23 protein-coding genes are annotated in these 18,996 nt (G+C 47.6%); 11 read left to right on the top strand and 12 right to left on the bottom strand.

Translation table 11 applies throughout. The features are described 5' to 3' along the window. Nucleotides 1-150 precede the first annotated feature (150 nt). Together JOY44_RS19710 and JOY44_RS19705 are read left to right on the top strand one after the other, a co-directional pair. Nucleotides 151-435 (top strand): DUF427 domain-containing protein, encoded by a 285-nt coding sequence (locus JOY44_RS19710; RefSeq protein WP_171575260.1) that lies wholly within the window; start codon nt 151-153, stop codon nt 433-435. Between the two features lie 202 nt (nt 436-637). After that, nucleotides 638-1,015: a DUF2237 family protein gene (locus tag JOY44_RS19705; RefSeq protein ID WP_171575259.1), complete on the top strand. Its 378-nt coding sequence runs from the start codon at nt 638-640 to the stop codon at nt 1,013-1,015. 80 nt (nt 1,016-1,095) lie between these two features. On the opposite strand, the gene JOY44_RS19700 is transcribed toward JOY44_RS19705, so the two are convergent. Together JOY44_RS19700 and JOY44_RS19695 are read right to left on the bottom strand one after the other, a co-directional pair. Next, the gene (locus tag JOY44_RS19700; RefSeq protein WP_171575258.1) at nt 1,096-1,506 is read right to left on the bottom strand and encodes an EamA family transporter; all 411 of its coding nucleotides are present in this window, start codon (nt 1,504-1,506) and stop codon (nt 1,096-1,098) included. A gap of 21 nt (nt 1,507-1,527) precedes the next feature. Beyond that, a complete protein-coding gene (locus JOY44_RS19695) occupies nt 1,528-1,932 on the bottom strand; it encodes a DUF2499 domain-containing protein (RefSeq protein WP_197985590.1) in 405 nt (134 codons plus the stop codon). A gap of 61 nt (nt 1,933-1,993) precedes the next feature. Here JOY44_RS19695 and csaB point away from each other — a divergent pair, with 61 nt between their 5' ends. From csaB to JOY44_RS19675, 4 genes are all read left to right on the top strand, one after another. Continuing rightward, nucleotides 1,994-3,037 (top strand): polysaccharide pyruvyl transferase CsaB, encoded by a 1,044-nt coding sequence (gene csaB, locus JOY44_RS19690; protein WP_171575257.1) that lies wholly within the window; start codon nt 1,994-1,996, stop codon nt 3,035-3,037. 103 nt (nt 3,038-3,140) lie between these two features. Beyond that, the gene (gene grxC, locus JOY44_RS19685) at nt 3,141-3,446 is read left to right on the top strand and encodes a glutaredoxin 3 (protein ID WP_171575256.1); all 306 of its coding nucleotides are present in this window, start codon (nt 3,141-3,143) and stop codon (nt 3,444-3,446) included. Continuing rightward, entirely contained in the window at nt 3,443-3,937 is a 495-nt protein-coding gene (gene tadA, locus JOY44_RS19680; protein ID WP_171575255.1) for a tRNA adenosine(34) deaminase TadA, read from the top strand. The genes grxC and tadA overlap by 4 nt, the downstream gene beginning before the upstream one ends. A 122-nt stretch (nt 3,938-4,059) precedes the next feature. Next, nucleotides 4,060-4,881 carry a lysophospholipid acyltransferase family protein gene (locus tag JOY44_RS19675; RefSeq protein ID WP_171575254.1) on the top strand — a complete coding sequence of 274 codons (822 nt, stop codon included), beginning with the start codon at nt 4,060-4,062 and terminating at the stop codon, nt 4,879-4,881. Between the two features lie 21 nt (nt 4,882-4,902). Here the strand turns inward: JOY44_RS19675 and JOY44_RS19670 are convergent, their stop codons facing one another. Further along, on the bottom strand, nt 4,903-7,014 hold the full coding sequence (locus JOY44_RS19670) for a S8 family serine peptidase (RefSeq protein WP_171575253.1): 2,112 nt from the start codon (nt 7,012-7,014) through the stop codon (nt 4,903-4,905). A 377-nt stretch (nt 7,015-7,391) separates the two neighbouring features. On the opposite strand from JOY44_RS19670, the gene JOY44_RS19665 reads away from it, so the two are divergent. From JOY44_RS19665 to grxD, 3 genes are all read left to right on the top strand, one after another. After that, the gene (locus JOY44_RS19665) at nt 7,392-8,000 is read left to right on the top strand and encodes a hypothetical protein (protein WP_242541809.1); all 609 of its coding nucleotides are present in this window, start codon (nt 7,392-7,394) and stop codon (nt 7,998-8,000) included. Between the two features lie 154 nt (nt 8,001-8,154). After that, nucleotides 8,155-8,409, top strand: coding sequence for a BolA family protein (locus JOY44_RS19660; RefSeq protein ID WP_171575251.1), 255 nt, complete (start codon nt 8,155-8,157; stop codon nt 8,407-8,409). Between the two features lie 68 nt (nt 8,410-8,477). Beyond that, nucleotides 8,478-8,801, top strand: coding sequence for a Grx4 family monothiol glutaredoxin (gene grxD / locus JOY44_RS19655; RefSeq protein ID WP_171575250.1), 324 nt, complete (start codon nt 8,478-8,480; stop codon nt 8,799-8,801). Nucleotides 8,802-8,889: 88 nt separating this feature from the next. Here the strand turns inward: grxD and JOY44_RS19650 are convergent, their stop codons facing one another. Beyond that, nucleotides 8,890-9,138, bottom strand: coding sequence for a DUF6761 family protein (locus JOY44_RS19650; protein ID WP_171575249.1), 249 nt, complete (start codon nt 9,136-9,138; stop codon nt 8,890-8,892). 285 nt (nt 9,139-9,423) lie between these two features. Between JOY44_RS19650 and JOY44_RS19645 the strand changes: the two genes are divergently transcribed. Continuing rightward, complete coding sequence (locus JOY44_RS19645) at nt 9,424-10,200, top strand: response regulator transcription factor (protein ID WP_171575248.1); 777 nt, start codon at nt 9,424-9,426, stop codon at nt 10,198-10,200. 83 nt (nt 10,201-10,283) lie between these two features. On the opposite strand, the gene proB is transcribed toward JOY44_RS19645, so the two are convergent. The 7 genes from proB to JOY44_RS19610 form a co-directional block, all read right to left on the bottom strand. After that, nucleotides 10,284-11,402 (bottom strand): glutamate 5-kinase, encoded by a 1,119-nt coding sequence (proB, locus tag JOY44_RS19640; RefSeq protein WP_171575247.1) that lies wholly within the window; start codon nt 11,400-11,402, stop codon nt 10,284-10,286. Nucleotides 11,403-11,608: 206 nt separating this feature from the next. Next, nucleotides 11,609-12,157: a YqeG family HAD IIIA-type phosphatase gene (locus JOY44_RS19635; RefSeq protein WP_171575246.1), complete on the bottom strand. Its 549-nt coding sequence runs from the start codon at nt 12,155-12,157 to the stop codon at nt 11,609-11,611. Between the two features lie 142 nt (nt 12,158-12,299). After that, a complete protein-coding gene (gene mltG / locus JOY44_RS19630) occupies nt 12,300-13,388 on the bottom strand; it encodes an endolytic transglycosylase MltG (protein WP_171575245.1) in 1,089 nt (362 codons plus the stop codon). A 93-nt stretch (nt 13,389-13,481) separates the two neighbouring features. Beyond that, entirely contained in the window at nt 13,482-14,054 is a 573-nt protein-coding gene (locus JOY44_RS19625; RefSeq protein ID WP_171576128.1) for a DUF3727 domain-containing protein, read from the bottom strand. 94 nt (nt 14,055-14,148) lie between these two features. Then, nucleotides 14,149-14,601 carry a Holliday junction resolvase RuvX gene (ruvX, locus tag JOY44_RS19620; RefSeq protein ID WP_171575244.1) on the bottom strand — a complete coding sequence of 151 codons (453 nt, stop codon included), beginning with the start codon at nt 14,599-14,601 and terminating at the stop codon, nt 14,149-14,151. Nucleotides 14,602-14,614: 13 nt separating this feature from the next. Beyond that, nucleotides 14,615-15,925, bottom strand: a complete 1,311-nt coding sequence (locus tag JOY44_RS19615) for a GNAT family N-acetyltransferase (protein ID WP_171575243.1) — start codon at nt 15,923-15,925, stop codon at nt 14,615-14,617. A 122-nt stretch (nt 15,926-16,047) separates the two neighbouring features. Beyond that, nucleotides 16,048-17,283, bottom strand: a complete 1,236-nt coding sequence (locus tag JOY44_RS19610; RefSeq protein WP_197985588.1) for a hypothetical protein — start codon at nt 17,281-17,283, stop codon at nt 16,048-16,050. Nucleotides 17,284-17,447: 164 nt separating this feature from the next. On the opposite strand from JOY44_RS19610, the gene JOY44_RS19605 reads away from it, so the two are divergent. Beyond that, a complete protein-coding gene (locus tag JOY44_RS19605) occupies nt 17,448-18,119 on the top strand; it encodes a CIA30 family protein (RefSeq protein WP_171575242.1) in 672 nt (223 codons plus the stop codon). 3 nt (nt 18,120-18,122) lie between these two features. Here the strand turns inward: JOY44_RS19605 and JOY44_RS19600 are convergent, their stop codons facing one another. Further along, entirely contained in the window at nt 18,123-18,959 is an 837-nt protein-coding gene (locus JOY44_RS19600; RefSeq protein ID WP_171575241.1) for an ABC transporter ATP-binding protein, read from the bottom strand. Between the last annotated feature and the right edge of the window lie 37 nt (nt 18,960-18,996).

The following is an 18,996-nucleotide window of genomic DNA, read 5'->3' as shown; positions in this document are numbered from 1 at the left end:
GGTTCAGTCCATTAAAAAATTGACTCAAACGCTTGATATACAGCCCTTAGCCGTTGTTATTGCACTTTAACTACTTCGCGCGATCGCGTTGCAAAAACAAGTGGCACTTCGATAGGCTAAAGGCGAACCATTCAACGAGATTACTTAACAATGCCCAAAGCTATCTGGAACGGTGCCGTCCTCGCCGAAAGCAACCACTGTGAAGTCGTTGAAAACAATCAATACTTCCCACCCGACTCGCTCAACAAAGACTATTTTGAGGAAAGCAACACCCACACCGGTTGCCCTTGGAAAGGTACTGCTAGCTACTACAACGTGGTTGTAGATGGGCAAGCAAACAAAGATGCAGCATGGTATTACCCCGAACCAAAGGATGCAGCGAAAAACATCAAAGGCTATGTTGCCTTCTGGAAGGGTGTGAAAATAGAAATGTAGACGAAGGAGCGATCGCTGAGATCATCCCCAATCTATGCTCAAACAGCTTGGGCAATAGTCTTCAGCGATCGCCCCATCACGGCCCAAGTGAATCTTTTTTTGGGTAGGCGATCACGCTTTTTAGCAATGATTCTAAAACACCATTGCTCACCATTAGAACGAAGTTGACTACGATAGATCAGGGTTTAGCGAGGCAATCATCATGACTGAAGCCAAAAACGTATTGGGTGAACCGCTCGAGCTTTGCTGCACCTCGCCCATGACGGGCTATTACCGCGATGGACTTTGCACTACAGGCAGCGGTGATGTGGGCGTGCATGTCGTCTGTGCCCAAGTTACCGCAGAATTTTTGACCTATACCAAAGCACAAGGCAATGACCTATCGACTCCCATGCCTGCCTATGGCTTTCCCGGATTGAAACCGGGCGATCGCTGGTGTTTGTGTGCCTCCCGCTGGAAAGAAGCTTTAGATGACGGAGTTGCACCACCTGTGGTTCTCGCATCGACCCATGCCGCCGCTCTGAAACATGTGACCTTAGAAGAACTGAAGCAACATGGGATAGAAGGGAATAAGGAGTAGAGTACGGGGTTTGGAGTACGGGGTTTGGGATCTTTCGACATATCACATTTCACACTCCGTACTTTGCACTCTGCACTTCCTTATGCTGCTACTAGGATCATTGCTACTATTGCCAGCACAATCCCGATCCCTTGCTGGAGCGTGATGGTTTCGTGGAGGAAGGCGATCGCAAGGAAAATGCTCACGATTGGGTAGAGGGCAGAAACAGTCGCTACCAGTGTTACCGGACCTGTGAGCACGGCGGTGAGAAAGCAAAAGGCACCCGCAAACCCCAGCATTCCAGTGGTCATTGCCAAGCCGATGCCAATGGGGTGAACCTGGGGCTGAAAATTAAGAGAAATTAGCATGGCGATCGCCAATACAATTGCGCCTAGAACTTCATAAACAATGGCGCTCCGAGGCGCGAGATAGGTCGTTGTAATTTTTGGTAAAAAGCCCCAAAAGCCCCAAAAAACCAGTGCTCCCAACGTTGGCACAATCCAATCTTTCATAAACACCCTAATACTGAATGACTAGCCGTCTATCTTCGTTTGAGCGCTTTGCCAAATCCACCAGGCTGCTAGCATGACAGTCACATTTCCCAAAACAGTCATTGCCGCCTGTAGCGTAACTAGCCAAGCGAGCGACGAAGGGTTATCAAAAAAGTGCCAGGTGCAGGCGCACATGGCGCTAACAAGGGCAGGCAACATGCCAAACGAAAGTGCCTTCCAAGCTGGATTGTTGATCACCTCTCCATAGCTCCAAATCAACCAAATGGCAGCAATCCATTCAACAACACTTGAAATATGAATAATCCAGGTAGGAATTGACAAAGCGTTCATAGGAAATGCAGAGCGAATGTATCGATAGGGGCTGTCTTCAGGATAGTTTAGTAAGGGAGTCATTCGACTTAAGGCTGCGGGTGAATCTTCACTCAAAATATTTCCTACGGAAATACAACGCGAACAAAATTTATAACTCGTTCAAAATCTACTACCTATGGGAACACGGGCGGTTTTATGTGGTTACTACGGTAAGGGAAACGGCGGTGATGAAGCGCTATTGGCATCACTGCTGCAACTGTTACCTAAAACGGTTACGCCTGTGGTGCTGTCGGGTAATCCCAGTCAAACCCACGATCGCTTTGGGGTAGAGGCGATTGACCGAAACAACGCGATCGTGGTTTTCAACGCGCTGCGTCAATCGCAGGTTTTTATTTGGGGAGGTGGCAGCCTGATCCAAGATGCCACTAGTGCCTTCAGTCCGCTTTATTACACTGGGCTGATGCAGTTGGCGCAACGCATGGGCTTAACCACGATCGCTTGGGCGCAGGGCATTGGACCGCTTCACCGTCCCTTTACTCAATGGCTGGCTCAACAAACCTTTTCTCGCTGTCATGCAATCAGTGTGCGCGATAGTCGTTCTGCTAACTGGGTATCGCAATGGGGCATTCCATTTACGCTGGCACCTGATCCGGTTTGGGCGATGACAGGCAGTCCTGTTCAAGGACTTTGGGATTTGCCTGCTCCGAGAGTTGCAGTCAATCTTCGGATTCATCCTCAACTCACTCCAGCACATCTTGCGGCGTTGACCCACGCTTTGATCCTGTTTCAGCAGGCGACCCAAGCTTGTATTTTGCTGGTGCCGTTTCAACGATCTCAGGATTTGGCGATCGCCGAAGCCATGCAGCCTCAGATTCCAGGTTCCAAGGTGCTGATGATAGAAGATCCCCAGCAGCTAAAAGGGTTGTTTCGGGGCGTAGAAATGGCGATCGCCATGCGGTTCCACGGGCTGATCATGGCTGCCGCCTCCGAGTGTCGCTGCTTTGCGCTCAGCTATGATCCCAAGGTGAGCCAGTTAATGCGTGACCTTGATTTGCCAGGATGGGAACTCGACCAGATCCCGACCGACCCTAACGCCATTTGCCAAACTTGGCTAGAACATTACGCCAATGGCGACCCCCTGTCCTCTGACCAGATTCAATTTCTTGTTGATCGCGCCCTCATCCATGCAGAAGTGCTAGAAAAAGCAATAGCGCAGTAAAACGAAGAATTAGCGTTTACAACAAAGTGTAAAGTCCTGGAGTCCAAAGTGCAGAGTACAAAACTCAAAAATTAGAACTCACCGATCCTCACCACTATTTACCATGAAACTGCTTAACTCCTTACTCGGCCGCCATCCAGAAAAAATCAATGCCAATGTAGAAATTTATACCTGGCAGACTTGCCCATTTTGCATTCGTGCCAAGCTGCTGCTGTGGTGGAAAGGCGTGAATTACACTGAACACAAGATTGATGGGAATGAAGCCGCACGGACGGCAATGGCGGCGCGATCTCAGGGTCGTCGCAGTGTACCCCAAGTTTTTATTAACGATCAGCATGTGGGCGGGTGTGATGATCTTTATGCTTTAGATGCTCAAGGTCAGCTTGATCCATTGCTGCAATCTGCATGATTGGCAGGAAGTATTTACTGGATGACCCAGAGTATCAAAACCACTGCCGCTGGATGGAGCGGGCGATCGCCCTGGCTGATGCGGCAGGAGATGCCGGTGATGTCCCAGTCGGTGCAGTGATTATTAACCCACAGGGACAGGCGATCGCCGAGGCAGAAAATCGCCGAGAACGTGACCACGATCCCACTGCTCATGCTGAAATTCTCGCCCTTCGCGCTGCTGGGGATACCCTCAATACGTGGCGTTTAGATGGTTGCACGCTTTATGTCACCCTGGAGCCTTGTCCCATGTGTGCGGGTGCCTTGATATTGGCGCGGTTAGGAACGTTGGTGTATGGCGCAGATGATCTTAAAGCTGGAGCCATTCGCAGTGTGCTGAATTTACCGGATAGTGCTTGCTCAAATCATCGTTTTCCGGTAATTGGTGGTATCTTAGAAACCTCCTGTCGTCAGCAATTGCAATCATGGTTTGGTAATCGTCGTTCCTCGTAAAAATGGAATCTCTCCAATGACACCACGCAAACTGTCCCAGGTATGAAGACAGGTCGTCTGGGTGCATCTACGGTGGATATACCGATTACTGTCTCTGCATCTAACCGCTTTTTATTAGCATCATGCGATCGCTTAACTCCCTGTATCCATTTGAATTTCTCTTTAAGTCTGTTTTTCCTGTTGAAGACGAAAAAAAACCTGAGTCCTTTGAGGGTAACTGTTCATCCTCTCAACCACTAAAACCTGCTGATTTATCACCTATCAAAAAAGCCGCTCCTCCTGCTCCTTCGCGCGTTTTGCATTGGTTAATGGCGATGTTTTATCCGTTGGGACGCTATTTTGTGTTGCCGATCTACTTTAAGCGGATCGAGGTGATTGGCAGAGAGCGGTTACCTTCTAGTGGATCGGTGATCTTGGCTCCAACTCACCGCTCTCGGTGGGATGCTATGACGTTGCCTTATGCCGCAGGACATGATATAACCGGACGACATTTGCGCTTTATGGTATCGGCGAACGAAGTCACTGGGCTGCAAGGCTGGTTTATTCGGCGTATGGGTGGTTTTCCGGTTAATACAGACCGTCCGGCGATCGCGAGTCTAAGGCATGGCGTGGAGTTACTAGAGGCGGGCGAAACACTGGTAATTTTTCCTGAAGGCAATATTTTTCGAGAGACTTGCGTTCAATCCCTGAAACCAGGGTTGGCGAGACTGGCAATTCAAGCAGAAACCGGCTGCACCGACCTTGGTATTCAAGTAGTACCTATTAACATTCATTACAGCGACTCTTTAGTGCCTTGGCGTAGTTCGGTTCGCGTTGTCATTGGCACGCCGCTTCGTGTTCCTGACTATTGCCAGGGTTCGCATAAACAAAACGCGAGGCGGCTCACAGCCGATCTTCAAGCCGCCATGGACGCGTTGGCTTTAGAGAATTTAGAACACGAGTGATTTTCACCAACTTGACGTTAGTCATAAGCCTAGAGTCAATTGCCAATTTTTCAAGGTGCCAGTGTCTCCCAAAGCCGCATCTACGACTTTAAGTTGCCAGGTTCCTTGGGCCGATTGACCCACACATCGACTTAGCGCTGGAGTAGATTGGGGAGAATAGGTTGCCTGCCAAGTCGTTCTGCAACCTAAGGTACGGGCTTGCAGCAGTACGGTTTGCTTAGAAGGAGCTATTAGGCTAACTTCCAGATCACCTAAAAAGCTGTGTTGCAGTTCTAAATTGATTTGAATGGTGCGAACTGAGCTAGTCTCCGTGACTTGAATCGGGCTGATAATGCCTTGGGGATTATTGTCAGGAATTACTAGACTGGTGGAGTTAGATAGCTGAATTTGACGAGAAGGCGCGATCGCGAGTACTCTTCTTTGCACTGCTGCCTGAGTCGCCTTAAATGCATTGACCTTCCCATAGCCAAACCAGTCACAGCGTCCTCCAACTTCATAGGTGCCTTTGCGAAACCCAAACTGTGGATCTGGATTCGGATCAACGATTTTATCAGCGGTTTGCTGTAACACTTGCTTGACTTCCATCGCTGTTAAGTCTGGATTGGCAGACAGAACGAGCGCCGCCACTCCCGCCACTACTGGACAGGCGCTAGAAGTGCCACCAAAATCAGAGGTGAAATCACCCGAATCATAACCCGGCTGCCCCAAGCGATCAGTGGTGACAACGCCTAATCCGACTAACTCTTCCCGCACAGCGGGTGGCGTGTAGACATAGCCCACCCCCTGCAAACCAAATCCAGGAGGCGCATTGTTGCTAGGGGCACACACTAAAATTTCTCTGCCCCAGTTGCTATAGGCGGCTTTGCGATTCAGGCTTGTGGAAGCCGAAACCGCAATCACATCAGGATGAATAGCAAATCCGTTCAGCCAATCGGTTGCTCCCCTCAAAGCGTTATTGGGCCATCCTTGCTCGGTTACCTTGCCATTGATCGGGCGGTTGGCGTTACCAGCGGCAAACATAATCACACAACCTTTACCATTTCGCCCTTCGCTAGCAGCACGAGATAGCGCATTCCGCTGCCGTAGCGATAAGGGAAAATACACTGCCGAGGGTCCCCAACTGCAAGAAATGACGGAGGCTCCTTTGGTCATCGCCCAATCAAATAAACTCTCAACGGATTCATCATCCAAAAATCCGCTGGTGCGGAGGGGCATGAGAGCACAGCCAGGAGCAACGCCTACTGCACCTTTACCTGTTTCTTCAGCCACAGAAACACCCGCACAAGCCGTTCCATGATCATCGTCGGGTTCACCGGGCATGGGCAAAAAATCATTGTCCTTAAAGTCCCGTGGAGCAACAATTTTGCCAGCACCCTGGAAATCGGGATGGTTTAAATCGACGGAATCATCCATAATGGCGACCACAACCGATCGCACACCTCTAGTCAAATCCCAGGCTTGTTCTGCAAAGATGTGAGAGTTGGGTGCCAAATCAGAGCCGCCATTATGATTTAAGTGCCATTGTTTGGAATAAATCGGATCTTTCGGACGATAGAGAGACTGCGACTCAACCACAATATTGGGTTCAGCAACTAACACTTCCGATCGCTGCATCAAACGATTAGTCACCTTCACAGGATTTTCTTGGGCAGCAGCCGTGACTTGAAAGACAAACGTATTGGGAATACCCACCACAGGTTTTACCTGCTGTAATCCAACCTCGGTCGCAATTTGGGCGATCGCTTCTGGGCTTATCTGTGGCGCAAACTGCACCGTAATTTGATCCGTCATGTATACCCGCGACATTGGATCATCTTGAAATTGATAGACATGACTGGCGTAGTCTACTTGATCCGACTCGCGCACTTGCTGCATCACCTGATCGCGCTGACCTGGCTCCACCACAATTTCCGTTAGCTGCTGAGGACCCTGTTCTGTGCTGACTTCAGCAGGAAGCGGCTTGACCAAATCCACCATCACTGAATGATCCGACGCTTTCACCGTAAAGCGATCGCTCACCTTTTCAATCAGCAATTCTTCCCCACCTCGCTGAAGAACCCTACCCATACTCGCCTCTGGCATCGATTGGTTGGGAGGAGCAGAATCGGATTGAGAAGGAGTTTGGTTCGTCATAGAGGCACCTCAAGCAGTTGCTACAAATTGCTATAGACTGAATTTTCGTTAGCGCGATTATAAGAAAAGGCGCGATCGCCTCTCCAGACTACTCCAAGTTTTTCTCAAAAGGCTCCTCTCTTAAAATCAAAGTATCCATAGTGGTTATTACATGTGGTAGACATGCTCAATTGCTGGAATAGACATACCTGCTGGATATGGATGCGCCACGAAGATTTGAGATCCCCACTTTGCACTCTATATTCACCATCCCGACTACTCCGTTTCTAGCAAGAACAATTAGGTACTTCGACGCATGACAAGTTGCAGTGGTAATATACATGAGTTCAACTAATTCCCGTTTCCTTTAGCAACGTTGCCTCATGAAATCCTCTGGAATGCTTCGTTTTCTTCACATTGCTAGTTTGACATCCTTGTCGATTCTGATCGCTTCCAGCGTCTTTAAGCCCGAAACTTTATCGGCGCAGGAATTGCCAACGGGTCCGAACCAGGCGAAGCCCATTGATCCAAATGCTCCCAACGTTGTCAGCCCTACTAGCCAAGAAACTGGGATTCTCAGCTTGCAAGGCGGTACAAAGCTGATGCAGGAAGCCAACAGTGCTGTTTCCTCCCAAAATTATCCCCTAGCGCTGAAAAAATTTCAGGAAGCACGTCAAGTTTTTAACCAGCTTTCCAACTTCTATCAAGAACTCGCAGGCAGTTTTTCTGGAATTGATAATCGAATTGCGGATGGACATCGCCGCAAAGCTTTAGACACCGCCGAAATGCGAGATAATGCAACTTATCAACTTGCATTAGTGCATCGTGCTCAAAACCAGTCTGAGCTGGCAGTTCCCCTACTGGTGCAAATTATCCGCAGTCAACAACCCACTCGTGATTTAGGTAAAAGAGCTTATCAACAGCTTTTTGAACTTGGCTTTGTAGATTCTCCTTTTCCTCGACCTCGTGCCGATGGCTCTGCCCCTGCCCCCACCTCTGCCAGATAAATGACCAGTCGAGCAGCAAACTGCTTCTAATCCATAATTTTTACTTTTTGGCTTTCGATATTGAGAGATTTCAAGTAAAACCTCAAGCAAATACATCAAATCAGTTTTAAATCGTTAAACTAGGTTGAGTCACTCAACAAGATAAGGAGGGTCGATGGTCAGCCCCGATCAGGTTGAAGCTATGATTAAAGTTGAGATACCCGATGCTCACGTTCAGGTTGTGACGAGCGATGGTGAACACTACGAAGTGATTGTGGTATCTCCAGTTTTTGAAGGAAAGCGATTGGTTCAACAGCATCAGCTTGTTTACAATGCCATTCAAACTGAAATGTTAACCGGAGCGATCCATGCAATGGCAGTCAAAACCTATACGCCCGAAGCATGGGAGTCTGCTAAGCAAACTGTTTAGCTTCGCAAAGCCTATAAATATTCAGCGTTTGATAGTTAACTAAATAACCCATTACCTAAAGTAGATGTATGACTCCAGAAACTAAAGCACGGATTGAAAACTTGGTCCAAAACAATAAAGTGATGGTTTTTATGAAGGGGAATAAACTGATGCCCCAATGTGGTTTTTCAAACAACGTTGTTCAAATTCTCAACGTTTTGGGAGTTCCGTTTGAAACAATTGATGTTTTGGCAGATGCTGAAATCAGAGATGGAATTAAAGCGTTTTCCAATTGGCCCACTATCCCACAAGTCTATGTGAATGGAGAATTTGTGGGCGGCTCTGACATTCTGATTGAGCTTTATCAGAAAGGTGAGTTGCAGCAGATAGTAGAAGTGGCGCTGGCATCTTGACGATCGCTCTCAACCGCTAGCGATCGCCATTCATACTTGATAAGTACAAGAAACCCCTTTGTTAATTGAACAAAGGGGTTTCTTGTATCTAATAATAACCACGCTCAGCTTCCGGCTCTGTTTTTTCAAAGTTAGAGACATCGTAGAGATAGCGAGTAACCTCTTCTTCTAATCGATGGATAAGATACGCTTCAAGACTGTTAGCGTGCCTTAGTGCGGCAAGGTAACCATCAATATACAATCGCAAATCGTCAAATCGGTAGCCGCGACTCCATAGGTCAACTAGAGAATCAGTTAACCGTTGATAGTACCGAATTGTTAAGGTGTCTTGCAACATAGTGGGATATGAAAAGCGCCTTTACCTTTATGAGACTAGTTGACTGCTGTCTTTCCGCTAAACCAGATGAAGCCGATTCACAGAAATAGTAATCACCTAACCCAATTTAATAACCCCATCTTAACTTTAATGAAGCAAGTTCTCGTACTTTTCGATTAAGCCATTAGAAAGATTTTTAGTGATGTAAAGAACAGAATGCACTACCTTCTGAGTAACGCTGATTACAAATATGAGTAGTAGTCTCTGTTAAATTGAAGACACGAATCGGAAGGGATTTGAGCCTGAGTGGGAGCTTTTTGTATTCAGATTGTTGAAGGAAATCCCCATTTGCGATCGCTGCTGGGGTGGCATTTGCAGCAGGCAGGTTCGGTTGTTTACCAATCTGCTGACATTCGTCAAGCCATGGATGTGTTTCAGCATCGCCAGCCAGCTTTGGTGATTTTGGATTCGGAATTGCCCGATGGAGACGGAGTTGAGTTTTGTCGTTGGTTGAGACAGCAGCAATCCTTAATTTTGATGTTATCTGCCCGAAACACCGAAGCCGACATTGTAGAAGGGCTGCGGGCTGGTGCAGATGATTATTTGACAAAACCTTTTGGAATGCAGGAATTTTTGGCACGCGTAGAGGCTCTAACCCGTCGCCGAATAGCAATGCCGCCGCCTATTTCATTAGACTGTGGGGACTTGAAAATTGATTTGGTTCATCGCCGGGTTCGATTTAGGGAGGAACTCATCGATCTGACCCCTCAAGAATTTAGTCTTTTATACGTGTTAGCACAGGCAGAAGGTCTGCCGCTTAGTCGTTCAGAATTGCTGCGTCGAGCTTGGCCTGATGCAATTGATAACCCTCGCACAGTTGACACGCACATATTATCGCTGCGGAAAAAAGTGGAAACCGATCCACGCCAACCAAACTTAATTCAGACCGTCCGAAACGTTGGCTATCGCCTGGGCTTGGAAAGCCTGACTCTCAATGCACCGACTCACGCAGACTACTCCAGCAATCGTCGTAAAGCGTTGGTACAGTCTTCTTCTCGGAGAACGGCAGTGGGCGATTCGTGAAACATTAGCGAAGTTTTCCACGGGACTCTCTACGAAAATCGCACTCCTTGAAGAATCCTAACCCTTCCTTTGTTTGACCACTGTTAGGATTCATTCATTAATGCAAGATTATCTCGATGAACGACCGTCTCTGGACAGGGGTAACCCAGAATCTGTTCAATTTCATCGGATTGATGCCCTTGAATTTTTCTCAGTTCCACGCTCCTATAATTAACGACTCCGCGGGCAACCTCTTCACCTGAACGATCGCACACTGCGATCGCATCTTGACTTTCAAACTCGCCCTCCACATGAATAATTCCGGCAGCTAACAAAGACTTTCCAGCGTGACGAATGGCTTGCACAGCGCCTTCATCTAAAAAAAGCTTACCCATTGGCACTAATCCATGAGCAATCCAGCGCTTACGCGCATTGGCGGGGCGAGATTGGGGTTCAAACTGGGTACCAATCGCTTCGCCTTGCAAAATCTTTTCAATATTTTGGGCAGTACGCCCATCAGTAATCACCGTTCGCACGCCTGCACCTGTGGCAATGCTAGCTGCTGAAATTTTGGTCATCATCCCCCCCGTTCCCCAACTAGAGCCGCGATCGCCGATCTGCACCTGTAACTCTTTAAGGTCAGTGAGTCGATGCACTACCGAAATTGGTTTCGCATCAGGATTGCTGCGAGGATCAGCAGAATACAAGCGGTCAACATCGGTTAATAAAAATAGCCAATCTGCTTTGACTAGGCTTGCCACCAATGCTGATAACGTATCGTTATCTCCAAATTTAAGCTCATCCACCGCCACTGTATCATTTTCATTCACAATGGGAATGACCCCTAACTGTAACAATTCCTGAAACGTTTGTTCTACATTGATATAGCTGTTGCGCTGCACCAAATCTCCGCGAGTTAACAACACTTGGGCGATCGGCTGCTGTAACACGCTGAATAAATCATCGTATATGCGCATTAATCGTCCTTGTCCAACGGCTGCAACCGCCTGTTTGAGAGCAATGCTTCGAGGGCGCTCTGTTAAACCTAAACGGGCACAGCCTACCCCCACTGCTCCTGAAGATACCAATACAACACGATATCCTTGGTAGCGCAACCGACTCAGCGTTTCTACCAAGATTGCAATAGTTGACAATGCCAAGCTACCTGTTTCTGGCTGAGTCAAGCTAGAGGTGCCAATTTTAACAACGATGGTTTGAGGCATGAATCAGTAAGAGAAGATTAAGAGTCTAGATAAGACAAAGCGCCAACCCCCTATCAACTGGGAATTAGCGCTCTATCTATTACTCATAAAAATATGTTTAAGGTCTTTATTTAGCTGACCTCATTGAATCTTCTATAAGAATGCCAGTAAAACTTGACGTTAAAAAAATTCTTAATGTTTTCTTTGTATTCTTATAAATCACACCATTATGTAGGTTTATTAGTTTCTTTCATAGAGCGATTGGATGGTAGCGACGCACCCAAGGCTTGAGAAAGCCAAACTTCCAAGGTGTGAAAAGACGATTTTCGAGGATCAAAGTCGGGATGTATCATTGGTTCTACGAGGATGGTAAACATGCCAAGGCGGTTTCCTGCTAAAACATCGGTAAACAGGCGATCGCCCACCATTCCCACTTGTTCTGGTAGTAGACCCATAGACTCAACGGCTCTCCGAACCTTACGTCGAGAGGGTTTAGCAGCGCCCGAAATATAAGGCAAGTCAAGGGCTTTGGCAATTCGCCGAATCCGCGCTTCACTTACGTTATTGCTAACAAGCCATAGCGTTGCCACCTGCTGCACTTCTTTAACCCAAGGCAAGAGTTCTTTGGATATTTGAGCAGCCCGCAACGGCACTAGGGTTTCATCTACATCTAGCACTAACCCTTTGAGTTGATGGGCATTCAGCAATTCAGGCGTGATCTGAAGAATAGTGCCCGGAATCACCAGGTTCGGTTGTAAAAGTTTGCTCCAAAACATAGAAATCTTATTTTGAATAATTAGCTTGGAAAAAATTGACTGTTAGGTTGCCACCCCCATCCTTACCTCTTAGGTTGCCATCCCCATCCTGCAAGCTACTGTTAACTTGCCCCATGCGGCAGAATTTTCTACAAAGCTTATTTTATTGGGCGAGAGATTTTGTGGCATCCCGCTGATCGTGAATGGTGTTTTGGGCAGCTTGGTGAGCAGCTAAGGTGCGACTGAATACGTGGGTACCATCGTATCGGGCAACAAAGTAAAGATAATCGGTGTTTTCAGGATTAAGGGTTGCTTCTAAACTAGCTTTACCGGGGCTGGCGATCGCCGCAGGGGGCAAGCCCGGATTGACATAAGTATTGTAGGGATGTGGGGTTTCTACCTCTCGGTATAATAATGGACGATCAGGCGTTTGTTTAATGCCAAAGGCGTATTCAACCGTGGGATCAGAAGCCAAAGGCATCCCTTTCTCTAACCGATTTGTGAATACGCCCGCAATTCGATTGCGCTCCTCTGGAACCACCGCTTCTTTTTCCACAATGCTGGCTAAGTTGACCCATTGCGCCAAGGTGAGAGTCTTATCTTTTTGTTGTTGATAGATGGGCAATGCTACTTGTTCAAAGCGATCGAGCATTTGCTGAATCACGGCATCTGGCTGAGCGGGTGAAGCGATTTGGTAAGTATCAGGAAAAAGGTAGCCTTCTAGTCGTGGAAAACCTGATACTGGGCTGGCGGCTGGCAGCCAAGGATACTGCGCCAAAGAAACCTGATCTGCTGCCGCTAAGAAGTCCTTAGCGGAGAAAAAGCCTTCTTGCTCAAAGTATTGAGCCATTTCACGTATAGACCAGCCCTCTGGAATCGTGAAGCTAAGTTGCGTCACCTTGCCTGTCCAAATCGTGCTGGCAATTTCTGGCAAAGACTGAGTTTTGGAGAGTTGATAGGTGCCTGATTGAAAGCCACCTTTAGCATCTTGAAAAGTTGTCCAACGAGTCCATAGGCTCCAAGCTGTAGCTGACCGGATTAGCCCTAAGGATGCTAAATCTTGCCCAATTTCTTGGGCAGATGTGCCAGGAGCAACGCGCAGATTAATCGGTTTGGCATCTGCCTGAGCAGGGCTGGATAAAATGGGGGCTGTTGTCGTCAACCACCAGTTCCAGGTTTGCCAGGTTGCTGTTCCTAGCAGGGCTAGGGCGATCGCGAAGAAGAGTAAACCTTTGGGAAATCGTTTAGCCATAAAAAGGGTATCCATCATAGCTGTAATTACAGCAGTTTGAGACAGAAAAAGTGATCGCGGCAGGCTTTTATGCTAACCGCGATCGCTTTTTTCCTAGTTCGAGTCGAGATCATCAAAAAGTTGATCTTCGATATCAGCAAGTAAGGGCTGAAGTTTCTCCAGTTCTTCCGGCAAAAGCAGACGAGGCTGGTTATTTTCATCCATCCGCGCCAATATAAAAAATGGATCAAGCGGAGCATAAACCGCAAATTCTTTTTCCTCACGGTAAAACCGCGCTAAGAGTTGCAGTTCTTCAACATCTTCTTCGTCTGTTTCGGAAGTAATTTCGATAAATTCGTCTTCATCTTCTAGATCAGGCAAGTCTCCTTCTACCGTTAATACAACCGCTGTCCTCTTTAGAGTTAGATTTTGCTCCTCTAAAACGGCTTTTGCAATTGGAAACAGAATATCTATTTCTTCTTCACTCTCAACGGGAATTGCCTCTTCATCATCGTCTGCTTCACCCTGCCAAGCAAAAATTTCGACAGGTGCGTCTACAGGAACTAGCAAAGCATAGTCCTGCTCTTCTACTTCAATAAACCGCTCAACTGTGCAGGCAATTTTTCGCCCAGCATCATCGGTCAAAATTACTGTTTCTGCATCCATTTCAATCTCGTTTTCATCCATTGCAAGACTACTCCTCATGCATAGTGCCCAAGAAGCATTCTGCCAAAGTCTGTTTCACCTTTGCCTATTTTGGCTGAATTTTTCAAAAGAATTCTTAATTCTCGTTACAATCAAGGGCAGAATGCTTGGGCAGTTTTCGTTCATCTAGCCATTGTTGCAGAATAATTGCCGCTGCTTTGCGATCAATGAGTCCTTTTTGTCTGGTGGCTGGAATTCCTTCTGCTTTTAGCATCTCTTTTGCCTCAAATGAAGTCAGCCGTTCATCCACATATTCCACTGGAAGGTTTAGTTCATGGGCGATCGCAGTGGCGAATTTTTGTACTTGCCGAGCCTGAGATCCCAAGCTGCCATCCATAGAATAGGGCAACCCAACCACTAGGACATTCACCTGGCGATCAGTGACTAACTCTTGCAACTGTTCCAGGGTAGTTTTAAATGAACGATGCTCAATCGTCTCAATTCCGAAGGCAATGAGTCCCGTGCCATCGCAGCCAGCAACCCCAATTCGTTTCTTACCAACATCTAGACCCAACGCAGAAATCGGCATCAACCATCACCGCCTAACAACACGGACCTTCAGGCGGATGGTCAGAAAAATCCGTTTTAGAAGACAAGTTTAAGATGGCATTTTTAGGTTGAATCGATTTAGAAGACCCTTTAGAACGAATTTTTAGGGTAGCTTGAGATTGTTGCAGAGCTTGGCTGATCGATTGCAGGTTAATTCGGCTAGGAATGGGCTGCTTACGAGGTTGAAGCCCTTGCAGAACTTCTGGAAGCTGGAGATTCTCAAATCCACTGAGTCTAGATTCTCGAACCTTGTGCCACACCGATCGCGACATCATTAGCGTATGGGCGATGCGATCGGCTCCCAATTGCTTTAAGTACTCTTCTCGCTCAGGTTGATAATCGTAAGAAGCAAGCTGAAGCGATTGGGTTGGCATCTCTTGGATAATTCGTGCCATTTGAGACATCAGCTCGGGATATAGCCAAGTGTAGGAGGGATTGACAGTCAATTGCGCCTGATGAGGACGAGAACCATCTCGGCAAAGCTGAATCTGAAAGTAGCCGATCGCGGCTTTTCGCTGCGACTCAAAAATATAACCACTCACCACTTCCAATTGATTCAGCCAGTTTTTAACTCCATCAAGCAATGAATCAATCAAGCTAGTTTTGAAATCAGAAAGATGGCGATCGAACACCTGCCGTACCAAAGGCGGCATGAACATGGTGTCGAGTTGGTAGAGTAGCTGAGCATCTGCATTGCTCACGGGCAGCAAATTGGGTAGATTTGGCTCTCGGTCTGCAAGGCTTTGTAGAAGGGCTGGATCAATCTCCCAATAGGTAATGTGCGCTAAGGGCTGGAAGCCGTTTTGCCGATACAGCGCCAGCAGTTCATTGTCATTTACGTTAACTTCGAGCAACCACGTCCGAGCTTCCCAAACGGTTTCAAAGCAGTAACGTAATAAATGAGAACCGATATCACTGAGAGGTAAAGGGGCAGTATCAACCGCGATCGCGCTCTCATCCAAGCTCACAGGCTCATCCAAGCTCACAGGTTCATCTACTATTGCAACCCGATCAACCCGCCAAGTAGTGCGAGTGCGATTAAACGGAGAAATCTTGACAATTCCCCTTAGTTTATTATCTTGCCCAAAAACATAGGCACCAAACAGGTGGGAACGGTTGACCAAAAAGCTTAGAAATCGCCAGGGGGCATACCAGCGGAGTGGCTTGAGAGGCTTATCTGGATTGATAGAAAACTGTAGTTCTTCGCCTTCGACTTCATCACACAGCCGATCAGCAGTTTCTATATCACCATACTGAACAGGGCGAATTAAAACGTCGGTGGGTTGAGGGAATGATTGAGTCATTGATTAAAATGCTGAATCAGCCAGAAATGAACTGAAGATCACATTAACATTCTAATCGGTTTAGCGAATTCGCCAGTGTGACAGATACTAATTCTAGATTGATGGCTGTAGATGCAGCTTGATTAAAGGGGACGAATTAACACGACTGGGGTTTGCTCATCGGCGTTCCCTGCCGGATTTTTCTTTAAAGCTTGCTGGAGCATCTGAACTGCCACGTTGGGTGAAGCAGCCAACACTTTGACGGCTCCTAAATCGTTGACATCGACGATCGCCGCTGATAAACCCGTTTCCTGCTGAATCACATCCACAACCTGTTGAGGATTCTCTGGTCCCAACACAATGAACTGGTCATAGGGCGGCAAAGTGCCCGTTACGTCGTCAATCAGGCGAGCTTGCTCCCCTGCCAGTTGATAAAAGACCCCCGGCTTACCAAAAACTTTAGCGATCGCGCCCACTAGAAACGCCGCCAACACTCTCAGCGGACCGACCAAATCAATTAGAGCTTGCAATCCACAGGCTGTTGCTAGGCTAGAAGTGGGTAGAAATAAATAACACAGCCGTTTGGCAGCCCATCCTGGCTTAGTTTCTTGAGGATCTCGGAAGCGACCTTGCATAATCGCGATCGGGCTTTCCCCAATCGTCACCACATCCCCTGGCTTGGCATGAGGACTCACATAGCGCCGGACCACCTCCGCAGGAGTATCTAACTCTGTCAATAAATGGGTCCGAATGGGCAACACTTCAGCCGTTGGTGTTGACCGCCAATTTTTAGACTCTGCCGGATCAGGAAACTGGAACGGCACAATCACATGGCGCGTTTTGGGAATTCGCCCTTGTGGACCATACGTCAGGTAATGTACCTGCACCCACGCCGTTTTCAGTTGACTCAGATCAGCCCCGTGAATATCAATTTGTACTTCCAAGGTCGTCCGTTTACCGACCTTAACGATGTAAGCAAACCAGTAATTATCTGGACGAGCCGTTTCATCAGGATGATGCGAAACGACTTGTGTTTGAGTTGTTACGCCCATCAAACTTCCGCCTGATAGCAATTTCACTTCTGCCTCTATCTGCGGCACCATAATTTCGAGATTGGCAGTGCGGTTAATTAGCTCCATCTCGCCCACCAGCCGATAGTGGTTCAGTTCTTGCTCCTGAAGATGCCACTGTCCAACGGTTGCCACCAATTTATTGCCAGGGCGATCGCGATACTGAATTTCTAATGCCAGAAAATACAACCCAATGAGTAGGATGCTCGTGACTAGAATGAGTCCAAGAAATTGGAGAAGCACAAAAACCTCGGCGTAAAAAGGGCTGGATGAAATATTTAGAGAGCAACAGCCTGCAAAAATCGTCATCGATTGAAAATTTTACCGTGGCTTGGGCGCGTTCGGATGGAAGATAGTCATATGAAGGTGGGGGAGTTGACACAAAAACAGGTCGCGATCGCTAAAAATGAGAAGTGTTATTTTCAGGGAAGGGCGATCGCCTCTTTCCCACTCTCTCACTCGAACCCTGCTTTATGTCTCAACCAGAACGCAAATCCTGGGATGCGGGGCGATTCCTGCAAACCCTCTCTTTTTTCGAGACCATTCCTGTCGTTAGTTGGCTCCAGCATATGGTTTTTGGTTCTACTCCACCGCCGCCGCCCCAGCCTCAAGCAGGGCTAATTTTCGATTTTAGCCAGCCATCATCCACGCTAAGCCAAGTTTGGGGAGCATTAGATGATGTGGTTATGGGAGGGGTCAGTGCCAGTTCTTTCCAGATAGAGGAAAACGCAGCATTGTTTACGGGCAACGTTTCCACTGAAAATTCGGGTGGTTTTGCCTCCGTTCGTACCCGCAATTTCGATCCCCCACTCAACCTAACGGGACACACTGGAATTGAGCTACGGCTGAAAGGCGACGGGCAACGCTATAAGTTTTTGGTGCGAGATGAAGATTCCTGGGATAGCCTCGCCTATACCTATTCATTCGATACCGTGCCGAATCAATGGATAGATGTGCGAATTCCGTTTAACCTGATGGCTCCAGTATTTCGGGCTAAAACTGTTGCCAATGCCAAAGCGTTAAACACCGCACGCATTCGATCGCTTCAGTTAATGCTGAGCAAGTTTGAATATAATGGGGCGCTAAATCCCAATTTTAAGCCAGGTGAGTTTCGGTTATTTGTGAGGGCGATCGCGGTTTATTAGGGTCTATTCCTCACTGTTGAAGTGGTGATCTAAAAAGTTTAATGTGTGGTTACGAAGCTCATAGTAGCGAGGATCTTCGCGCAGGTCGGGCAAATTACGGGGATGGGCGAAAGGCACGTCTAGAATCTCACCAATTTTGGCGTTGGGGCCATTGGTCAACATGACAATGCGATCGGACATATAAATTGCCTCATCTACATCGTGAGTCACCATTAACACGGCTTGACGCTGGTTCTCCCAAATATCCAGCACTTGCCGTTGAAGTTTGCCACGGGTGAGGGCATCCAGTGCTCCAAAGGGTTCATCCATCAGCAGCATTTTAGGGCGAGTTGCCAAAGCACGGGCAATACCAACCCGCTGCTTCATCCCCCCCGAAATCTCGTCGGGGTACTTGTTTGCGGCGGCTGTCAGATTCACCATTGCCAGATGCTCCGTGACGATCGCCGCTTTTTCTAATTTGGGCAGATGCCCCAACACTTCATCCACGGCTAATCGGATATTTTCACGTACCGTGAGCCAGGGTAGCAAGCCGTAATGTTGAAACACCATCATGCGATCGGCTCCCGGCTTGCGGATTTCCTTACCTTCCAAGGTGACTCGTCCGGCAGTCGCTTTCTCTAACCCTGCCACCATTTTAAGCAAGGTCGATTTGCCGCAGCCAGAGTGCCCAATTAGGCAGACAAACTCATCATCCCGAACGGTGAGGCTAATGTCATCTAACACTACAAAACTACTACCATCTGGGTTTGGGTAGGCTTTGCTCAGGTTTTCAATCACCAAAAACTCAGAAGATAGCGAATTGGGCTGAACATTATTGGTTTGGACGGTGGATTTAATCATGATGTTTTAGGAGGAGCAAGGAGTGGTGGCGAGAGTT

Origin of the sequence: Leptolyngbya sp. Cla-17, from assembly GCF_016807185.1 — a bacterium.
Lineage (GTDB): Bacteria > Cyanobacteriota > Cyanobacteriia > Leptolyngbyales > Leptolyngbyaceae > ULC077BIN1.
This window is presented reverse-complemented; position numbering and strand designations above follow the sequence as displayed.